The organism is Nonomuraea endophytica (genome assembly GCF_014203235.1).
Classification (GTDB): Bacteria; Actinomycetota; Actinomycetes; order Streptosporangiales; family Streptosporangiaceae; genus Nonomuraea; species Nonomuraea endophytica.
Genome location: NZ_JACHIN010000001.1, coordinates 1,050,324 through 1,068,452, shown reverse-complemented (window position 1 = coordinate 1,068,452; position 18,129 = coordinate 1,050,324). Strand labels below are relative to the sequence as shown.

The 18,129-nt window shown below is 69.4% G+C and carries 17 protein-coding genes; 8 read left to right on the top strand and 9 right to left on the bottom strand.

The window, feature by feature from the left end; translation table 11 throughout:
• Positions 1–25 precede the first annotated feature (25 nt).
• Positions 26–2,524 carry a serine/threonine-protein kinase gene (locus HNR40_RS05185; protein ID WP_246508335.1) on the top strand — a complete coding sequence of 833 codons (2,499 nt, stop codon included), beginning with the start codon at positions 26–28 and terminating at the stop codon, positions 2,522–2,524.
• On the opposite strand, the gene HNR40_RS05180 is transcribed toward HNR40_RS05185, so the two are convergent.
• Positions 2,511–3,233, bottom strand: a complete 723-nt coding sequence (locus HNR40_RS05180; RefSeq protein WP_312896187.1) for an Rv1486c family protein — start codon at positions 3,231–3,233, stop codon at positions 2,511–2,513. The genes HNR40_RS05185 and HNR40_RS05180 overlap by 14 nt on opposite strands.
• Positions 3,234–3,319: 86 nt before the next feature.
• Here HNR40_RS05180 and HNR40_RS05175 point away from each other — a divergent pair, with 86 nt between their 5' ends.
• The 4 genes from HNR40_RS05175 (at position 3,320) to HNR40_RS05160 (ending at position 6,185) form a co-directional block, all read left to right on the top strand.
• The gene (locus tag HNR40_RS05175; protein WP_184958725.1) at positions 3,320–4,108 is read left to right on the top strand and encodes an ABC transporter ATP-binding protein; all 789 of its coding nucleotides are present in this window, start codon (positions 3,320–3,322) and stop codon (positions 4,106–4,108) included.
• Between the two features lie 89 nt (positions 4,109–4,197).
• Positions 4,198–5,112 carry an SPFH domain-containing protein gene (locus tag HNR40_RS05170; protein WP_184958724.1) on the top strand — a complete coding sequence of 305 codons (915 nt, stop codon included), beginning with the start codon at positions 4,198–4,200 and terminating at the stop codon, positions 5,110–5,112.
• A 56-nt stretch (positions 5,113–5,168) separates the two neighbouring features.
• The gene (locus HNR40_RS05165; protein ID WP_184958723.1) at positions 5,169–5,924 is read left to right on the top strand and encodes a sulfite exporter TauE/SafE family protein; all 756 of its coding nucleotides are present in this window, start codon (positions 5,169–5,171) and stop codon (positions 5,922–5,924) included.
• A gap of 30 nt (positions 5,925–5,954) precedes the next feature.
• Entirely contained in the window at positions 5,955–6,185 is a 231-nt protein-coding gene (locus tag HNR40_RS05160) for a DUF8836 family protein (RefSeq protein WP_184958722.1), read from the top strand.
• Here HNR40_RS05160 and HNR40_RS05155 read toward each other — a convergent pair.
• From HNR40_RS05155 to HNR40_RS05135, 5 genes are all read right to left on the bottom strand, one after another.
• Positions 6,164–6,925, bottom strand: a complete 762-nt coding sequence (locus tag HNR40_RS05155; RefSeq protein ID WP_184958721.1) for a Rossmann-fold NAD(P)-binding domain-containing protein — start codon at positions 6,923–6,925, stop codon at positions 6,164–6,166. The genes HNR40_RS05160 and HNR40_RS05155 overlap by 22 nt on opposite strands.
• Before the next feature lie 33 nt (positions 6,926–6,958).
• The gene (locus tag HNR40_RS05150; RefSeq protein ID WP_184958720.1) at positions 6,959–7,834 is read right to left on the bottom strand and encodes a Rieske (2Fe-2S) protein; all 876 of its coding nucleotides are present in this window, start codon (positions 7,832–7,834) and stop codon (positions 6,959–6,961) included.
• Between the two features lie 63 nt (positions 7,835–7,897).
• The gene (locus HNR40_RS05145; protein ID WP_184958719.1) at positions 7,898–8,509 is read right to left on the bottom strand and encodes an HD domain-containing protein; all 612 of its coding nucleotides are present in this window, start codon (positions 8,507–8,509) and stop codon (positions 7,898–7,900) included.
• Position 8,510: 1 nt separating this feature from the next.
• A complete protein-coding gene (locus tag HNR40_RS05140; RefSeq protein ID WP_184958718.1) occupies positions 8,511–10,697 on the bottom strand; it encodes a molybdopterin-dependent oxidoreductase in 2,187 nt (728 codons plus the stop codon).
• 158 nt (positions 10,698–10,855) lie between these two features.
• Positions 10,856–11,506, bottom strand: coding sequence for a hypothetical protein (locus HNR40_RS05135; RefSeq protein WP_184958717.1), 651 nt, complete (start codon positions 11,504–11,506; stop codon positions 10,856–10,858).
• A gap of 848 nt (positions 11,507–12,354) precedes the next feature.
• Here HNR40_RS05135 and HNR40_RS05130 point away from each other — a divergent pair.
• Positions 12,355–13,215, top strand: a complete 861-nt coding sequence (locus HNR40_RS05130; RefSeq protein WP_184958716.1) for a helix-turn-helix domain-containing protein — start codon at positions 12,355–12,357, stop codon at positions 13,213–13,215.
• Between the two features lie 69 nt (positions 13,216–13,284).
• Entirely contained in the window at positions 13,285–13,500 is a 216-nt protein-coding gene (locus HNR40_RS05125; RefSeq protein ID WP_184958714.1) for a DUF397 domain-containing protein, read from the top strand.
• A 996-nt stretch (positions 13,501–14,496) separates the two neighbouring features.
• On the opposite strand, the gene HNR40_RS05120 is transcribed toward HNR40_RS05125, so the two are convergent.
• Positions 14,497–15,027, bottom strand: coding sequence for a tetratricopeptide repeat protein (locus HNR40_RS05120; RefSeq protein ID WP_312896186.1), 531 nt, complete (start codon positions 15,025–15,027; stop codon positions 14,497–14,499).
• 163 nt (positions 15,028–15,190) lie between these two features.
• On the opposite strand from HNR40_RS05120, the gene HNR40_RS05115 reads away from it, so the two are divergent.
• Positions 15,191–15,529 carry a hypothetical protein gene (locus tag HNR40_RS05115; RefSeq protein WP_184958713.1) on the top strand — a complete coding sequence of 113 codons (339 nt, stop codon included), beginning with the start codon at positions 15,191–15,193 and terminating at the stop codon, positions 15,527–15,529.
• 171 nt (positions 15,530–15,700) lie between these two features.
• On the opposite strand, the gene HNR40_RS05110 is transcribed toward HNR40_RS05115, so the two are convergent.
• The gene (locus HNR40_RS05110) at positions 15,701–16,369 is read right to left on the bottom strand and encodes a TetR/AcrR family transcriptional regulator (RefSeq protein ID WP_312896185.1); all 669 of its coding nucleotides are present in this window, start codon (positions 16,367–16,369) and stop codon (positions 15,701–15,703) included.
• 31 nt (positions 16,370–16,400) lie between these two features.
• The gene (locus HNR40_RS05105) at positions 16,401–18,122 is read right to left on the bottom strand and encodes an SDR family oxidoreductase (RefSeq protein ID WP_184958710.1); all 1,722 of its coding nucleotides are present in this window, start codon (positions 18,120–18,122) and stop codon (positions 16,401–16,403) included.
• Between the last annotated feature and the right edge of the window lie 7 nt (positions 18,123–18,129).

Sequence of the window (18,129 nt, the reverse complement as noted above, 5' to 3'; positions counted from 1 at the left end):
GAGGGCAAATATCCCACAAAGAGTGATGATCTTTCGTGATCTGGCGGTGCTTGCGCGGGTTTGGGGTTGCTGGCCAGGCTTGTCTTGGGGGTTTCTGCGTAAGGGGGAGGGATACGTGCCGGATTTGCACCCCTTACAGCAGGGTGATCCAGTATCGCTGGGGAACTATCGGCTCTTAGGCCGGGTGGGCAAGGGCGCGCAGGGAGTCGTTTTCCAGGGCCAGGGCCCTGACGGCGAGATGGTCGCCATCAAACTGCTCAACACCCGGCTCGACCGTCCGGGCATCGACGGCGAGCGGTTCATGCGCGAGGTGGCCGCCGCCCGCCGCGTCGCGCAGTTCTGCACCGCGCAGGTCATCGGGGCGAACATGGACGGCGAATGGCCGTACATCGTCTCCGAGCTGGTCGACGGCGTCTCGCTGCAGCGGCTCGTCCAGACCGAGGGACCTCGGCGGGGCGGCGCGCTTTACCGGCTGGCCGTCGGCACCGTCACCGCGCTGGCCGCCATCCACCGGGCCGGAATCGTCCACCGCGACTTCAAGCCCAGCAACGTGCTCATCGGCAGCGACGGCCCCCGGGTGATCGACTTCGGCATCGCCAGGGCGCTGGACTCGGCGATCACGATCAGCAGCGGGGTCGTGGGCACGCCCGCGTACATGTCGCCCGAGCAGATCTCCGGCGAGCGGGTGGGACCGGCCGGCGACATGTTCAGCTGGGCCCTGACGATGACCTTCGCGGCCACCGGCCGGCCCGCGTTCGGCCAGGACAGCCTGCCCGCCGTCATCTACCGGGTGATGAACGAGGAAGCCGACCTCTCCGCCCTTCCCGACAACCTCCGCACGATCGTACGATCCTGCCTCAGCAAGCGCGCCGACGAACGCCCGACGGCCGCCGACACCCTCTTCGCCCTCCTGGAGAACGAGGGCCCCATCCCGGAGCGCGACGCCGACGTGGCCATGACCACGGGCTCCCAGGTCGCCGCCGACCCGCCCTCCATCCCACCCGCCCATGCGCCGCAGGGCCCGGCGGGCTTCCCGCCACCCGTGGCACCGACCGTATGGGCCAACCCTTCCGGCGGGTACGGCCGGCCGTACTCACAACCAGCCGCCCAGCCCACCCCGGGCCGGCACCCCCACGCCACACCACCCACCCAAGGCCCGCGCCCCAACGCCGCGCACCCGAACGCCGCGCAGCACCAAAGCCCAAGCCCGCACCCGAGCCCACACCAGAACGCGCACGCGAGCGCGCACCCTCACCCGGGCCCGCAGCAGGCCGGTCCGCCACGGCCTCCCTCGCTGCCTCCGGGTGACAATGACGCGTTCTTCAAGGGCGTCCCGCAGAGCCCGGCCACGCGCAAACGCACCGGCCTGGTCACCGCAGCCCTGGTGATCGCCCTGGCCATGAGTGCGACGCTGCTGGTCGTGGTGCCGAGGTGGTTCGCCTCCGGCGAGCCAGAGCCGGACAAGCAGAGCGTCGCGGGCGTCACCACCTCGATCACTCCGACGCCAACCCCAACCCCAACGCCGACACCGACCCCAACGCCCACACCCACGCCGCCACCGCCCCAGGTGGTCCCGGCCCTGGGCAAACAGGACGGCAAGTCGCTCAAGGGCCACTCCAAAGCCGTTCAGACCGTCTCCGCGATCACCATCGCCGGCAAACTGATGCTCGTCTCCGGCGGCCAGGACGGCCAGGTGCGGATCTGGAACGCCAAGAACCACAAGTACGTGGCCAGGCTGAAGGGCCACAGCCAGGAGGTGTACGCCGTCGCCTGCCTGACCATGGGCAAGACCCCGATGGCCGTCTCCGGCGGGTACGACGGAACGGTCCGCCTCTGGAACCTCAAGACCCGCAAGGGCAAGGTCCTCGGCTACCACGGCGACTCCGTCTACGCGGTAGCGGTCGGCAAGGCGGGCGGCAAGTGGTACGCGGTGAGCGGCGACGCGAACGGCATGCTGAAGTTCTGGGACCTGGGTAAGAAGAAGCAGGCAGGCAAGACCGTCCGCGCCCACTCCCGATCGGTCAACTGGCTGGGCGTGGGTCGCGTCGGCGAGCGCGTGGTCGCCGTCTCGGCCGGTGAGGACAGGACGCTGCGGCTGTGGGATCTGGCCAAGCGTAAGAAGTACGGCAAGCCGTACAAGGGGCACACCAAGGGCGTCTACTCGATCGCGGTGGGCGCGCTGGACGGCCGCCCGGTGGTGGCCTCCGGCGGCAAGGACAACAAAATCCGCCTCTGGGATCCGAAGACCGGCAAGTCCATCGGCAAGCCGATGACCGGGCACAAGAAGATCGTCTACTCGCTGTCGTTCGGCGTGGTGGGCGAGCGGGTGGTGCTGGTCTCGGGCAGCACCGACGGGACGATGCGGCTGTGGGATCCCAAGACCCGCAAACCGCTCGGCAAGCCGGTGAAAGCCCACAAGAAGGGCGTCCTGCTGGTCGCCGTGGTGACGATGTCGGGCAAGCCGGCCATCGTCACCGCCGGGAAGGACAAGCAGATCCGGCTCTGGAAGCTCACGGGTTCCTGATCGGCTCGAAGATCGCGTGGTGGGCGGCCACGGTGGCCCGCCGTACCGCGTGGTCGAGCTGTCGCAGGGCCGCGGACCTGGTCGCCATCTGCGCGGAGGTCAGCCCGAGGCCCTCGTCGGCCAGCCGGAGCATCACCGCCAGCCGCGCGGCCAGCGCGGACACGCGGTGGGCGCGGCCCGGGTAGCCGGGCGCGAGCTCACCGCCCGCGCGCTCCAACTGGCCGGGGTGGGCCTGGCCCGGCCCTTCGACCGAGGTGAGCGACTCGGTGGCGGTCCGGATGGCCTCGGCCAGATCGCGTTCGGCCTCGGCCACGGAGGGCAGGTCGGCGCGGACCGGCCCGGCCGGGTGCACCGTGAACGCGGTGCCCTGGTAGGAGGAGCCGCGCAGGTCGGGCTCCGGGACCAGGCCGACGTTCCGCTCGGCGAGTACGGCTATCGCCGCCTGCCCGGCGTCCACCGCGGCGGCGTTGAAGTCTGGCGGCCCGGACAGCCCCAGCGGGTCGCCGGGGGCCGGGAGGGCCAGCCGTACCTCGTGGAGACCTTGCGAGCGCAGGTCGGCGAGGTGCACACGGAGGGGGACGGTGGCGATCAACGTGGGTCCTGCGACGGACTCCACCTGGTCGGCGGCCTCGTCGAGGCCCACGTGACCGGCAAGCCAGGCGTTGCCCCAGGCCACGAGTGCGGGGGAGACAGGTGATTCAGCGCGCACTGATCCACGATATGTGCTCGCCCTGCAATAGGTTTGTCCCGTGCGTTCCGGCAACCGGGACAATCGGGCGCGAGGAGGTACCGGGGATGGGCGGTCAGGTGCTGCGGCTACAGGATGTCGCCGTCAGACGCGACGGCGCGACTCTCCTGCGTGGCATCGACTGGACGGTCAACGAGGACGAGCGCTGGGTGGTCATCGGGCCGAACGGCGCGGGCAAGACCACGCTGCTGCAGGTGGCGGCGACGCTGCTGTTTCCGAGTGAAGGTCTGGTCGAGGTTCTGGGCGAGCGGCTGGGGCAGGCCGACGTCTTCGACCTGCGTCCGCGGATCGGGCTGGCCAGCGCGGCGCTGGCCGAGCGCATCCCGGGCGAGGAGAAGGTCATCGACCTGGTGCTGACCGCGTCGTACGCGATCCTCGGGCGCTGGACGGAGGAGTATGACTCCAACGACGTCACCCGCGCGGTCGAGCTGATCGACATGATGGGCGCCGCCCATCTGATCCGGCGCAGGTTCGGCACGTTGTCGGAGGGCGAGCGCAAGCGGGTGCAGATCGCCCGCGCGCTGATGCCGGACCCCGAGATGCTGCTGCTCGACGAGCCGGCCGCCGGGCTCGACCTGGGCGGGCGCGAGGACCTGGTGCGCCGGTTGTCGTTGCTGGCCGGGGACCAGCGCTCGCCGACGCTGGTGCTGGTCACGCACCATGTCGAGGAGGTGCCGAGCGGGTTCACGCACGGGCTGCTGCTGAAGCACGGCTCGGTGGTGGCGCAGGGGCCGCTCGACGTGGTCATGACCGCCGACAACCTCTCCCGCACCTTCGGTGTGCCACTGTCGCTGGACCGCAGCGCCGAGGGCCGCTGGTATGCGAGAGCGCACTAGATCGTATTTGTGCGGTTACCGACCGCCTTCGGATAAAACCAAATAGGATCTCCGTGGTCGGGACCCCCACGACTTTCCGGGAGCGTGCCATGGCCACGGAGCTCATCGTCATCCTTGTCGTGGTCGTGCTGGTGGGCCTGGCTCTCTACCGGACCGTCCGGATCATCGGGCAGGCGACCGCGGCGATCGTCGAACGGCTCGGCCGCTACCACCGCACGCTCGGTCCCGGCCTCAACCTGGTGGTGCCGTTCATCGACCGGATCAGGGACGAGATCGACCTGCGTGAACAGGTGGTCTCCTTCCCGCCGCAGCCGGTGATCACCTCCGACAACCTGGTCGTCTCCATCGACACCGTCATCTACTTCCAGGTCACCAACCCCAAGGCGGCCACCTACGAGATCGCCAACTTCATCGTCGCCGTCGAGCAGTTGACCGTCACCACGCTCAGGAACGTGGTCGGCGGCATGGACCTCGAAAGCACGCTGACCTCCCGCGAGGAGATCAACACCGAGCTGCGCGGGGTGCTCGACGAGGCGACCGGCAAGTGGGGCATCCGGGTCAACCGGGTCGAGCTCAAGGCGATCGACCCACCTTCCTCCATCCAGGACTCGATGGAGAAGCAGATGCGCGCCGACCGCGACAAGCGCGCCGCCGTGCTGACCGCCGAGGGCCAGCGGCAGGCGGCGATCCTCACCGCCGAGGGCGAGAAGCAGGCGGCGGTGCTGCGGGCGCGCGGCGAGGCGGAGGCGGCCGTGCTGCGCGCGCAGGCCGACGCCGAGGCGCAGGCGATGCGGGCCAAGGGGCAGGCCGACGCGATCGGCATGGTGTTCAAGGCCATCCACGAGGGCAATCCGACCCAGCGGCTGCTGGCCTACCAGTACCTGCAGACGCTGCCCGAGATCGCCAAGGGCGACGCCAACAAGGTGTGGATCGTGCCGTCGGAGATGGGCAAGGTGCTGGAGGGCCTGGGCGGTCTTTTCAGCCCACCGAAGGACCCGACGTAAAAAGAAATCTCCCAGGTCTCTAAGCTCGGGAAACGAGTTCTGAGCGAGGAGGGGCAGTGACGCCGTGGGAGGTGGCCGCGGTGTGCGCGGCCGGGGTCGGGGCCGGAGCCATCAACGCGGTGGTGGGGTCGGGGTCACTGATCACCTTCCCCGCGCTGGTGGCGGTAGGCGTGGACCCGGTCGTGGCCAACGTCTCCAACAGCATCGGCCTGGTGCCGGGCTCCTTCACCGGCGCCTACGGCTACCGCGCCGAGCTGGCCGGGCAGCGGCAGCGGCTGGTCAAGCTGGGCGTGGCCTCGCTGATCGGCTCGCTGATCGGCGGCCTGCTGCTGCTCTGGCTGGACCCGGACGTCTTCCAGATCGTGGTGCCGATCCTGATCGGGCTGGCCTGCGTGCTCGTGGTCATCCAGCCCAAGCTGAACGGCTGGCTGTCGGCCCGGCGTGAGCACGCGCACCCCGACGGCGGCGTCGTCCTGTGGCTGGGCGTGCTGGGCGCGGGCGTCTACGGCGGCTACTTCGGCGCCGCCCAGGGCGTGCTGCTCATCGGCCTGCTCGGCAGCTTCCTCGCCGACGGCCTGCAGCGGGTCAACGCCGCCAAGAACGTCCTGTCCCTGATCGTGAACGGCGCGGCCGCCGTGCTGTTCATCCTGGTGGCGGAGGTCGACTGGTGGGCCGTGGCCGGGATCGCCGTGGGCGCCACGATCGGCGGCTACATCGGCGCCAAGGTCGGCAGGAAGATCCCCGCTCCGGTGCTGCGCGGCATCATCGTCTGTGTCGGAATCGCGGCGATTATCAAACTAGTGTACGCCTAAAAATAGGTCTTTCTGGGTATAAATCCAGACATGAAGGGTGACTGGGTAGAGATCGTCATCGACGCCGGGGGAACCCCGCGCACCTACGAAGTCAAGGCCACCCGCGCCGGCCGCAGGGTCGAGGTGGCCACCCGCCGGGGTCTGGTCGAAGTCAGCGAGGTGACCAGGAGCGGCAGCGCCGTACGCACCGCCCGGTTCATGTCCAGCCGCATCCTCGCCCTGGTCGAGCACCCCGCCGATCAGCGGAAGGCGTCCGCGTGATCGCGTGCCCACTCCCGGAATGACCGAGGCTCCCGGCCGGTCAGCACCCGCACGGTGTTGGTGACCGGCTCCGGTGAGTCCGCGAACTCGCCCCACGCCTTGAGCTCCGCGTCCACGTACTCCTCGTCCCCCCAGGCCCGCAGCAGGTCCGGCCGCGCCACCTCGGGCGCCAGTTCCTCCCACCGCACCTCCCTGCCCACCGCCTCGCCGAGGACGCGCACCTGCTCGACCTGGGTGAGCGCCTCGGGCCCGGTGAGCGCGTAACGCACGCCGCCGTGCCCCGCCGAGGCCAGCACGTGCGTGGCGACCGCCGCCACGTCCCTCTCGTGGATCAAGGACCTCCTGGCCATCCCGTACGGCCGGCGCACCACTCCGCTCCGCACCTGATCGGCCAACGCCAAGGTGTCGGCCGCCAGGCCGCCGGTCCGCAGGAATGTCCAGGAGGGACCGGAATGCTCGATCAGCCGCTCGATGTCGGCGTGGAAGCCGTGGGTGTGGGTCGAGAGAAAGACCACGCGCCGCGCGTGCCTGGCGATCAGCTCGATCACCGGTGCCGCCCGCTCCGCGTTCGGCGTCGGCCACACGAGGAAAACCGTCTCCACCCCGTCGAGGCGTACCGGATCGAGTAGGTCGACGTCCTTCCCGGACAGCCCCCGCACGGGCACTCCCGCCGCGCTCAGCGAGGCGAAGACGTGCCGGCCGACATGGCCGGAGGCTCCGGTCACCAGAATCTCGCACATAGATGGACCGTAGAACCTCAAGTAAGCTTTAAGTCAACCTCCCGGGCGCACCTGGATGGTCCCGTCGCGCCTGATCCGGGTCTCGAACGTGGGCGCGGGAGCGGTCGCCGGGCCGTGCTTGACGGTGCCGTCGCCGAGGCGGAAGGTGCTGCCGTGCCAGGGGCAGACCACGCAGGCCTCGCCGTCCTCCACGACCAGGCGGCCCTGGTGCAGCGGCCCGGCCAGGTGCGGGCAGCGGTCGGCCAGCACGGTCACCGACTCGCCGGTGCGCAGCACGAACAGCTGGATGTAGCCGAGCCGGCGCGCGACCGGCCGCCCGCTCGGCAGGTCCTTGAGCAGGCAGAGGTCGTGCCAGCCGAGCGGCACCAGGTGCGAGACCTGCGGCGCGTGGTTGGCGCCCGCCGCCTGCCGGTAGGCCAGGTGGCCGCCGAGATAGCCGCCCACGCCCGCCGCGCCCAGCCCGAGGAACGACAGGATCCGCCCGCCGCGCTCGTGGCCGCGCAGCCGGGCCAGCAGGGAGGCGGAGAACAACCCGAGCGCGCCGACGTTGGCCAGCAGGTGCACGAACCCGACCCGCTGCTGCTCCCGGTGGAGCGAGGACCAGTCGGTGAGCCCAGCGGCGGCGGTCGGCAGCGCGCCCGCGAGACCGGCCGCCAGCAGCAGCCGGACGGCCCGCCGGTCGGCGTCGGCCACGTCCAGGACACTCGCCGACAGCCAGCAGCCGAGCGTCACCGTGGCCAGCGGAGGGTGCAGCGGCTTGCCCGTGGGCACGCCGTGAAGCAGATCGCGCAGCCGCCCGGGGCGGACCTTCTCGCGTACGGCCTTGGCCAGCACGCGGATCGGCTCGTCCAGGGCTCTGGTCTTCTCCAGCCGGTCGGCCAGGTCGACCGGCCCCACGAAACGCCGCAAGTGCCGACGTCTCGCGCGTACTGTCTCTTTCACGACAAGTGCCCTACCCCGGGCATGGGCCGGTCACTCGGACAGGTGCCCTCTGGCGACCGACAGCTCCACCAGCTCCAGCGCGTACACGCCCAGCGAGGCCGAGCCCTCCTCGATGATGCGCACCTTCTCCCGCACCTGCGACGCCTTCACCTTGAACAGCGGCCAGGTGCCGCCCTCGGTGTGGTGGTTGGCCAGAATCGGCGCGAACCGGTCGAGCGCCTTGGCGAAGCGTGACTCCACCGTCTGCCTGGCCTCGAACTCCTCCCACAGCGCCCGCATCTGCGCGCCCTGCTCACCCGGCAGCATGGAGAAGATCCGGTCGGCGGCGGCCCGCTCGGCGTCGGCCTGCGCCGCCACCGCCTCGGCGTCGTAGATGAAGGTGTCACCCGCGTCGATCTCGACCAGGTCATGGACGAGCAGCATCGCGACCACGCGCTGGATGTCGGTGCCCGCCGGGGCGTGCTCTCCCAAGATCATGGCCAGGAGTCCGACATACCAGGAGTGCTCTGCGTCGTTCTCCCTCCGCGAACCATCCATGAGATGGTTGCGGCGGATCACCCGCTTCAACTTGTCGATCTCGACGGCGAAGGCGATCTGGGCGTTCAGGCGGTCCTCTTCTGGCGCGATAGTCACGCGCGACACCCTAATGTGCGGTGATCACACCGGTTGGCAAAATCGTGACCGGAACCCCGTTGAACACTGCGTTTCCGGACGGCAAATCCACGGTGGACTCGTCGGTCAGCGTGTTCGCGCTCACTCCCGGGTGCTCGGCCGCCACGCTCTGTGTACTGCCCGCGTGCCCCCAGCCATGCGGCAGGCTCACGACGCCCGGCATGATCGTGTCGGTCGGCTCCAGCGGCACGGTCAGCTCGCCGGTCGCCGACCTGACCCTGGCGTAGCCGTCCAGGCCGAGCCGGTCCACGTCCGCCGGGTTGATCTGCAGCGTGCACAGGTTGCTGCCGCCGACCAGCGGCGCGACGTTGTGCATCCAGCTGTTGTTCGAGCGCAGGTGCCGGCGCCCGATCAGCAGGAAGCCCGGCGGCTCCGCGCCCAGGCCGTCGCGCAGCCGTTCCACGTCGTCGATGAGCTGCGGCGGCGCCAGCTCGACCCGCCCCGACGCGGTCGTCAGCAACTCGGGCAGCCGGGGCTCCAGCGGGCCCAGGTCCAGGCCGTGCGGGTTGTCGAGCAGCTTGCGCAGCGACAGCTCACCGCGCCCCGACCACTCGCCGTAGGGGCCGAGCCGCAGCATCATGTCCAGCCGCCGCTCGGCGCCTGACTCGCCGTCGAGCAGCGCCGCCAGCTCGCCGGCGTCCCTGCCCTCCACGCCGGAACCCGGCGTGGACACCGCCTTCTCCAGCGCCTGCCCGATGATGAACGCGTCCAGATCCCCGTCCAGCCCCGACGCGATCACCGCCAGCCTGGCCAGGATCATGCCCTCGGACGGCCGGTCCGCCAGCGGCAGCAGCGGCCGCGAGTACCTCGTGTAGTTGCGCACCGCGAACCCCAGCAGCGCGAAGTCGTAGTGTCCCGCCTGCAGGACCCTCGGCGGCGGCAGGATGACGTGCGCGTGCCTGGTCGTCTCGTTCAGATACGGATCGACGCTCACCATGAACGCGAGACCGCCCAGCGCTCCGTCCAGCCGCCCGCCGTTCGGCGCGGACAGCACCGGGTTGCCGGCCACCGTCACCATGCAGCGGATCTGGCCCTGCCCCGGCGTCTCGATCTCGTCCGCGAGCGTCGCGACGGGCAGCTCGCCGTTCGCCTCCGGCAGGTCTCTGACGCGACTGCGCCACCTTCCCGTCTGGTACGGCTTGCGCCGCCGCCCGCCCTCCGTGGCCGGCATCGGGAACATGACGCCGCCCGGCCGGTCGAGGTTGCCGGTCAGCACGTTGACCACGTCCACCAGCCACTGGGCCAGCGTGCCGAACTCGGCCGTGCACGTGCCGATGCGCGCGTAGACCGCGGCCGTGGGGGCACCGGCCAGCTCGCGGGCCAGCCGTACGATCACCTCGGCCGGAACGCCCGTGCGGCGGGCCACGACGTCGGGGGCGAAGTGCTTGGCGGCCTGCGTGAGCTCGGCCAGCCCGTTGATCTCCTGCCGCACGTCGGTCAGGTCCTCGGCCAGCAGCGTGTGGACGATGCCGAACAGCAGGTACGCGTCGGTGCCCGGACGGATGAACACGTGCTCGTCGGCCAGCGCCGCCGTCCGGGTGCGGCGCGGGTCGACGACGACCAGGCGGCCGCCGCGCCCGCGCAGCGCCTTGAGGCGGCCGGGGAAGTCCGGGGCGGTGCAGAGCGAGCCGTTGGAGTCCAGGGGGTTGGCGCCGAGCATGAGCAGGTAGTCGGTGCGGTCGAGGTCGGGCACCGGGATGCTGAGCGGGTGGCCGAACATCAGCCCGCTGGACACGTGCTTGGGCATCTGGTCGGCGGTGCTGGCGGAGAAGACGTTGCGGGTGCCGAGCGCCCGGATCATCGGCGCCGCGTAGAGCGCTCCGGCCATCGTGTGGGCGTTGGGATTGCCCAGATAGACGCCGAACGCCTCCCGCCCGTGCTCCTCGGTGACCCTGGAGAAACCCTCCTGGACCGCCGCGAAAGCCTCGTCCCAGCCGACCTCCCGCCACAACTCGCCCTCGCGGACCAGCGGCCGGGTCAGCCGGTCCGGGTCCTCGTCCAGCTTGCCGAGGCTCGCGCCCTTGGGGCAGATGAAGCCCTTGCTGAACGGATCCTCCTTGTCACCGCGCACGCTCGTCACGTGCCCGCCGTCGTCGAGAGTCAGGGTCAGGCCGCAGACGGCTTCGCAGAGCGGGCAGGTACGGTGCACGGTCGTCATGAGAACTCCTGAGTTCGCTATCCAGACTCATCTTGACCTTTTGCCGTCCCGTCGTGAAGACCCCAACTCGCGACCGCGAAAGCCCCACAAAACCCTGGCTGGGCTTTGTGGGGCGGAAGCCCCGGAGCCCCCGCGGTCTCCGGGGCTTGCTCGGTGTTTCAGCCCACTAGGGGCACGAGGAGCGTCTGGGGAAGATCAGGCGGCTCCTCGACGTCGGGCCTGAGGCTGACCCAGGCCCTTCGGCCGTAGAAACGGTCAAGTCCGGGGGAGGCGGCGCCCGGGACCCCGTCTCTGCGTACGGTCTCCACGATGAGCAGGCTGGCCCACTTGCGGTGCCGGTAGACCCGCGAGCTGCGTGCCCAGCAGGCTGCCGCGATCTCCTCGGCGTAGGCCTCGAACTCCTCGGCGGAGATGCCCGCCCTGGTCATGATGAGCGCCTTCTCGCCGGTGACGGTCGGCGTGATCCACAGAACCAGGGGGATGCGGCCCGACCTGGTGTGCATGGTGGTCTCCAGGCAGGTCCGCTGCAACCGGTGCCGGGTGATGACGCACCAGAAGTGGCCGACGAACCAGCCGCGCCCGTAACGGGTGGCGGCCGGAAAGGAGACCGCGCTGCTCAGCATGATGAAGGGGAGCCAGACGCCGTCCTGGGTGGCGGCGACGACCGCCAGGACGAACAGGGCGAGTGCGGCGATCAGCAGGAGCTCGGTGCGGATGCGCCACAGGGCGGTGAGGATCCCGGGGCGACCGGCCGGGGGAAGGTCCTCGTATCCCGGGTAGATCTGGTTCCTGGGGTTCCTGGGGGACATCTAGGACACCTCCTCGGGAACTCGGGCTGTGACCTTGAGCTGGTCGAAGCGTGGGTCTCGGTAGCAGCGTGCTCCGAAGCCGGTTCTTGCCACGGTCCAGCCTCGCCGGTGGGCGAATTCGTCTGGCTCCATACAGATTTCCCGGTCGGCCCACGCGATGAGTTCCTGGATCCGGGACTTGATTCGGCTCAGGCCCTTGGTACCTTGTGAGTACATAGAAGACCCCTTTCGCGGCATTACTCGAGGTGGCTTCTTTCGCCGGGCCGAGTGCTGCAGCCGGGTCGTCGCAGGGTGGCAGCCCTTGAGCGGCGGGTTGGCAGTCAGCTTCGGTCCGGCATTTCTGTGCTCGAACGAGCTACGACGCGGCGCTACTTTCTTTTGGTGTCCTTCCGGCAAACGGCCTCCCTGGTGTTGTTGCACGTATCCGGGACGGCGACGTTGCCGGAGGAGCGGCCGTGGCCGCACGCGGTCAGCGGGAGATGCGGGGTGCGGGGCCGTATGTCCACTTCGGCCTCCCTTTTCCCTCGTCATCTCCTCCTGGCCTGATCGTCCTCCCGGGCCGTGCATGCTGCAATACTCTAAGCAAGAGAAGATTTACATTTCTTCGCATCTTGCTACCTGGCTTGCGGTGCAACTTGCATCAGAACTGTCAGAGGCTTGCCAGGTGCACTCCGGGTAGCACCAGCGAAGGTTCTTGCCTCCACCGTCCTCCCGTGGAACTCTTTGAGCAAGCCCAAGTGGCACTACACGTGCAAGTTGCAGTGTAAGATTGGGTGGACGGCCCAGAAACCCGGGCTCCAAACGGTCCTTTACCGCTACACCTTCATTCCCGATGAGGAGAGTGGACGGTGCCATCAGAGCAGGGCAGCCCGACTGTCCGCAGGCTCAGGCTAGGCCAGGAGCTGCGCCTACTTCGTGAGCGCCGAAAGCTGACCGGGGCCAAGACCGCCGAGCGCCTCGGCTGGTCGCCCAGCAAGGTGTCGAGGATCGAATCCTCCAAGACCATGCCAAGCACCGAGGACATCGAAGCGATGGCCCGGTTGTTCAAGGTCGACGACGAGAAACTCGACGAACTGCTGGGGCTCCTAAGGGATGCCGACCAGCGCGGCTGGTGGGAGGATTACGAGGACGCCCTGCCCTCGGAATACACGACATTCCTTGGGCTGGAAGCAGAGGCCATCGCTCATCGCGGCTGGGAACCCCAGCTGGTGCCGGGCCTATTGCAGACCGAGGACTACGCCAGGGAAGTCATCCTGGCGACCCGGGGCATCGCGCGGATCACGCACAGCGGTGTCCGGAGTCGTGTCGAGGCCCGCCTCGACCGGCAGCAGCGTGTCCTGCACAGATCCGATCCGGCCGAGGTCTCCGTCGTGCTGGACGAATCCGTGCTCACGCGGCGTTTCGGTGAGCCCTCGGTGATGCGTGAGCAGCTCGGACACCTACTGGAGATGTCCCTGCTTCCTCACGTGAGTGTCCAGGTGCTGCCCTTGGACGGCGAGCATCCTGTCAACACCGGTGCCTTCGTCCATCTCAAGTTCGTGGACCTCGACGATGCTGTTTACTTGGAGCTGCTCTACGGGGCTCGCTTCGTGGAAGCGCTTGAACTCGTGGCTGACTACGAGCAGGCATTTGAGCATCTTCGAGCCACGGCCCTGTCCGAGGACGAATCTCGGGTACTGGTCCAACGCAAGATCATGCAGTGGCGGTAGGGCCACTACAAAAAGCGCAATCAACACCAAAGGGGCTGTTGAAGCGCTATTCAGGATAAGGAACAACCAATGGACGTCACGCCCGCCTGGCGGAAAAGCCGTTTCTGCAACGGCAATTCCGCGTGTGTTGAATTCGCTCGCCTGGCCGACGGCAACGTCGCGCTGAGGGACAGCAAGGAGCAGGACGGACCGGTCCTGGTCTTCACTCCTGAGGAGTGGGACGCCTTCACCCTCGGTGTCCGTGCCGGCGAGTTCGACATCGACACGCTCGCCGTAGGCGCATAGATCAGAGCGGCCCGTGCACGTTGCTGACCACAACTTACAGGACCGCTCCGATAAGGGCTCTGACCAGCCCATTCGTTGTCTCCGACCAGCCCTGCACGAAGACGAAGACAATCATGGCACAACCAAGGTCATCTCTGGCAATGGGTGCTGGTGATCCGTTGCCAAGCTTCCACCCTGATGGCCACGCGAACCCCTGACCGCCGCCACCATGCCCGCGCCCTGGTGGCTGGCGAGGAAACACCCACGCGGCCCGAGCCCCTCATCGTGGCGCTCCAACCCCTTATCTCGTTATCTCGTTATCTCGCTCGCGAGCCTGCGCGCCGCCGCACGACCTCGCGTACCCCTCGTGACGAACGCGGGCTCACCCATGACATCTGCGCGCTCTTCGGTACTGCGCCGCCACCCACCCCCGAAACCACCCCAGTCCCCCCGCCACCCCACAACCCCGCCAACTCCCCACACCCCCAAGCCCTAACCCGGCCCCTTCGCTCCGGACCGGTGTTGACCCGTCCCGGCGTTTGCCTGTCTCACGGGATCGCGTTGCCAGAGCCGCCGCCCGCCTTGCCACGCACCACGCGACGCGGCCCGGCCACCTCCACGAGAGCCCCGCGCCACGCCAGCCAGGCCACACCGAGCCGCGTGCCTCTGAGTCGCGTGCCCATGCGCCGCCCCGCTCGCCAGAGGGCCCGTGCCGCCACCCGACGCCGCCCAGCCACCGCGCGCCACCGCTTGACGCTCCGTGGGCCGCGTCGATGCGCTCACGCGGAGCGCCGTGCCGGTGCACCGATGCTGTGCCGCCCGCCCTGACGTCCTGGTGGGCGGTCGTGGGTTGGGGGCATGCCGCAGTGCCCGGGGGCGAGGGGCTGGGCACTGCCGGAGGGGAGGTCTGTGCCCACGGCAGAGCATGGCCGGTGAGGTCCGGGGCCCATGGCAGGGCGCGGACAGAGGGGGTCGGGGCCCGGGGTGGGCGCGACCGGGTGGGGGTCGTTGGTTGGGTTAGGACACCAGGGCGTCCAGGTCGTCTTCTGGGAGGCCCAGGTCCACCCTGATGCGGTACCGGGTGCGCAGGAGGGCGACGTGTTCTGGGTCGTCCTTGTCGCACGACAGCACCGCCTGCGTCGCCCACTCCAGGCCGCCCCTCAGGTCGCCATAGGCCACCAGGGTTTCGGCGATGTTGTGGGCGGTGGCCGGCTGGATGGCCGGCTCGGCACGCAGGGCTTCGATGATCTCGCGGGCCTCGTCGGGACGCTCCAGTTCGAAGAGCGTGTCGGCGATCCCGGCGCGCGGATCGATGCTGGCCTCGCCGCCGTCTTCCAGCGCGCGCTGGAAACAGTCCATCGCGCGCGCCGGCTGTCCGGCAGCGCGCCACTCCTCAGCCGCAAGGACCAGGATGGACGCTCGGGAGACGTCGCCCTCGGAGTAGTCATGGGCGAGATCGTCGAGCTGCCTGGCCAGCGAGCTGTGGTCGTCTGCCAGGAGGGCCCGCTCCAGCAGGCGATCAAGGTGCTCACGGGTCACATACGCCACACCGCCGAGACTACCGAGCGACCAGGTGTCTTTGCTGGGCAATACGCAGGGCGAGACACGCACAGATTGAGTAACGCCTGGTACAACTCTGGTCACAGTCCGCGTGTTGTCCCAGGCGGCAGGGCATATAGCCGTCGCGCGAACCGCGACGGAGGGGGCTGTGATGGGCTTGTCCAAGCAGGTGACCTTCTCGCTGGCGTGTGCGGTGGTGCTGTCCGCGCTCATCCCCGGAGCCGCCGGCTACCTGTCCGCCCGCGTCGAGTCGATCGAGGCGGCCGAGCGTAATCTGCACGCCCAGGAGGCGCGGCTGAACGCCCGGCTCGCCCGCGAGACCAGACCGGTCTCCTACCCGGCGCCGTGCGACGTCCAGCCTGCCAGGCCGATACGCGAGCAGCCTGCCCCGGCGGCGTTCGTCCCGGCCCCGGAGTACAAGCCCGACTTCAAGCCCAGAAAGCGCGAACGCCAGCCGGTGGTGGTGCCGCCCGCATGGCTACCCGAGTGACGACGGACGAGGGGCAATGCGGGAAGGAAGGCTCCCTAGCGGGGAGTGAGCGGCGGTCGGAGGGGCTGAGATCGCTCCGAAGGGGCCGCGTGGAGGTGGGTGGCGTGTGGTGGGGGCCGGGGTTGGTGGCCGGGTGGACGCGACCCGCACGACTGATGCTCGGGTGGTGAGTTAACTGTCGCTCTGGGGTGACAGGTGGCGGAGCTGGCGGGAGAGGTAGCCGCGGACCATCTGCTTGGCGGCGTCGATCAGCTCCGGTGACCCGTCGGGGTCGCGGCGGAAGGCCAGCTTGAGCACCGCGTCCCCGGCCTCCACGGCGACCAGCACCCCGATGTCCAGTTCGTCGCTGTCGGCCAGGCCGTACTCCTTGAGCAGGAGGCCGCGCAGCCGTCCGGCGATGACCGCGTTGTTGTCGATGTCGACGTCGAGCAGGTTGAGGTCGACGGCGTCGCCGAAGTGCAGGCTTTTGAAGCCTGGAACGGTCCTGTGCATGTCGACGTACTCGTCGATGATCGCGTCGACCGCCTCCCACCAGCCGCGGTAGTCCTCTTCCATGAACCTGCGGCCCACCCTGGAGACGAACTGCTCCACGTTGCGCCTGGTCAGCTCCTGGGTGATGGCCCGCTTGTCGGGGAAGAACTGGTAGACCGAGCCGATCGCGACTCCGGCGCGTTCGGCGATGCGGGTGGTGGAGAGCGCCTCGTAGCCGATCTCGTCGAGCAGCGCCGCGCAGGCGTCGAGCATCCGCTCCACGCGGCGCGTGCTTCGTCGCTGGGTGGGCCTGCGGCGCAGCGGCTGGGGCTGCGAACAGTCGTCGTCGTGAATTTCGGGGGTGGACACGAAATCCATCTTCCCCCGAAGCGGGCGATCGTTACCGTCCAACGACGGGATTTCTCACGACACCGGATAACCGGGCGAAAGCCCGCATCGCCGAGGGCGAGATCCGCGACATCGCATATCCGATTTTCCCCTCCACATTGACCGGGACAACCGCCTCATTCCGGTGTACGGCCCGCAGGATGTGCGCCGCCACCCGCTCCGGCGGATACCCGCGCCGCTGGAGCCCCAGCTCGGCCAGCTCCCGCAGGTCGGACCCGACATAGGTGGCGTTGCGGGCGATGGCCGTGGACACGAAGCCGGGGCAGACCGTGGTCACGCCGATGCCGTGGCCGGCCAGCTCCGCCCGCAGGCAGTCGCCGAGCATCTTCACCGCCGCCTTGGACGTCGAGTACGCCGGCAGTTCCCGGGTCGCCACGAAGGCGGCCAGCGAGGCGATGTTGACGATGTGGCCGCCCTCGCCGCGTTCGACCATCTGGCGGGCGAAGAGCCGGCAGCCGTGAATGACGCCCCAGAGATTCACGTCGAGCGTGCGCCGCCAATCGTCGAGGGAATGGTCAAGGAACGGTCCGGCCACCGCGATTCCCGCATTGTTCACCACCACATCCGGCACGCCATACTGTTCCGCGATATTTCCGGCGAACTCCTCCATGGCCGTGGTTGAGGCGACGTCGAGTTGGACGGCGTGAGCCGTACGCCGGAAATCTTTGCCGATGTCCTCCGCGACCCGCACGGCCGACTCGTGGTCGAGGTCGGCGCAGACCACCTCGGCGCCGTGTGCGGCGAAGGCGCGCGCGGTCGCCCGCCCGATGCCGCTGCCGGCGCCCGTGATCACCACCAGGCGATCCTGGTAGGCGCCGCGGCCCTCGCGCACACGGTCGCGGCGCAGCGAGCGGGTGGAGGCGCCGCCGTCGACGTGCGCGGAGAACTCGGCGATCATCCTGGCCACGGCCTCGGGGTGGCTGCGCTGCGCCCAGTGGCCGGCCGCCAGCCTGCGGTGCCAGAACTCCGGCGCCCACTGGCGCATCGAGGCCAGCAGTCTGGGGGAGACGAAGATGTCGCGGCTGGTCTCGATGAGCTGGACCGGCACCTCAACGCCGGGGTCGGCGGGGGTGCGCAGGCGGGTGAGGAAGTTCTGGCGGTAGAGGCCCAGGCCGTTGCGGCCGTCGCGCTTCAGGGTGTCGGCCGGGTGTCCCTGCCTCGGCTCGATGCCCTCGGCCAGCCGCATCGAACGCGCCAGCGCGCGGGGCAGCGGGCCGCGCCAGGCCAGTTCGGGCAGGACGGGGAGCTGGAAGGCGCCGATGTACCAGGACCTGGCGAGCTGGCCGGCGACCTCGCGGCGGCCGCCGTAGCGCAGGAAGTGGGCGGCTTGATCGAGGCCGGGACCGCCGAACGTGGTGAAGGAGGCGGCGCGCTCGCGGATGCCGGGGCGGCCGATCGCCTCCCAGCACTGCAGCGAGCCCCAGTCGTGTCCGACCAGGTGGACACGCGGCTTGCCGATCTCGTCGAGCACCGCGCCGAGGTCGGCGGCCAGGTGGTCGAAGGAGTAGTGCCGCCGGTCGCGTGGCGCGCCGGAGCTCCCGGCGCCGCGCACGTCGTAGCGGACCACGTGGTAGCGGTCGCTGAGCAGCCCGGCGACCTCGTCCCAGACGCGGTGGGTGTCGGGGTAGCCGTGGACGAGCAGGATCGTGGGGTTCTCCCGCTCGCCTTCCTCGAAGAGCGCGAGCCGTACATCGCCAGACGGTATTAGACGCACGGTCCAA

What these genes read in the sequence shown, in the direction of transcription:
- HNR40_RS05115 (WP_184958713.1), top strand. Translation starts at nt 15,191, where the DNA reads ATGGGCTTGTCCAAGCAGGTGACCTTCTCGCTGGCGTGTGCGGTGGTG.
- HNR40_RS05160 (WP_184958722.1), top strand. Translation starts at nt 5,955, where the DNA reads ATGAAGGGTGACTGGGTAGAGATCGTCATCGACGCCGGGGGAACCCCG.
- HNR40_RS05170 (WP_184958724.1), top strand. Translation starts at nt 4,198, where the DNA reads ATGGCCACGGAGCTCATCGTCATCCTTGTCGTGGTCGTGCTGGTGGGC.
- HNR40_RS05135 (WP_184958717.1), bottom strand. Translation starts at nt 11,506, where the DNA reads ATGTCCCCCAGGAACCCCAGGAACCAGATCTACCCGGGATACGAGGAC.
- HNR40_RS05125 (WP_184958714.1), top strand. Translation starts at nt 13,285, where the DNA reads ATGGACGTCACGCCCGCCTGGCGGAAAAGCCGTTTCTGCAACGGCAAT.
- HNR40_RS05140 (WP_184958718.1), bottom strand. Translation starts at nt 10,697, where the DNA reads ATGACGACCGTGCACCGTACCTGCCCGCTCTGCGAAGCCGTCTGCGGC.
- HNR40_RS05175 (WP_184958725.1), top strand. Translation starts at nt 3,320, where the DNA reads ATGGGCGGTCAGGTGCTGCGGCTACAGGATGTCGCCGTCAGACGCGAC.
- HNR40_RS05155 (WP_184958721.1), bottom strand. Translation starts at nt 6,925, where the DNA reads ATGTGCGAGATTCTGGTGACCGGAGCCTCCGGCCATGTCGGCCGGCAC.
- HNR40_RS05185 (WP_246508335.1), top strand. Translation starts at nt 26, where the DNA reads ATGATCTTTCGTGATCTGGCGGTGCTTGCGCGGGTTTGGGGTTGCTGG.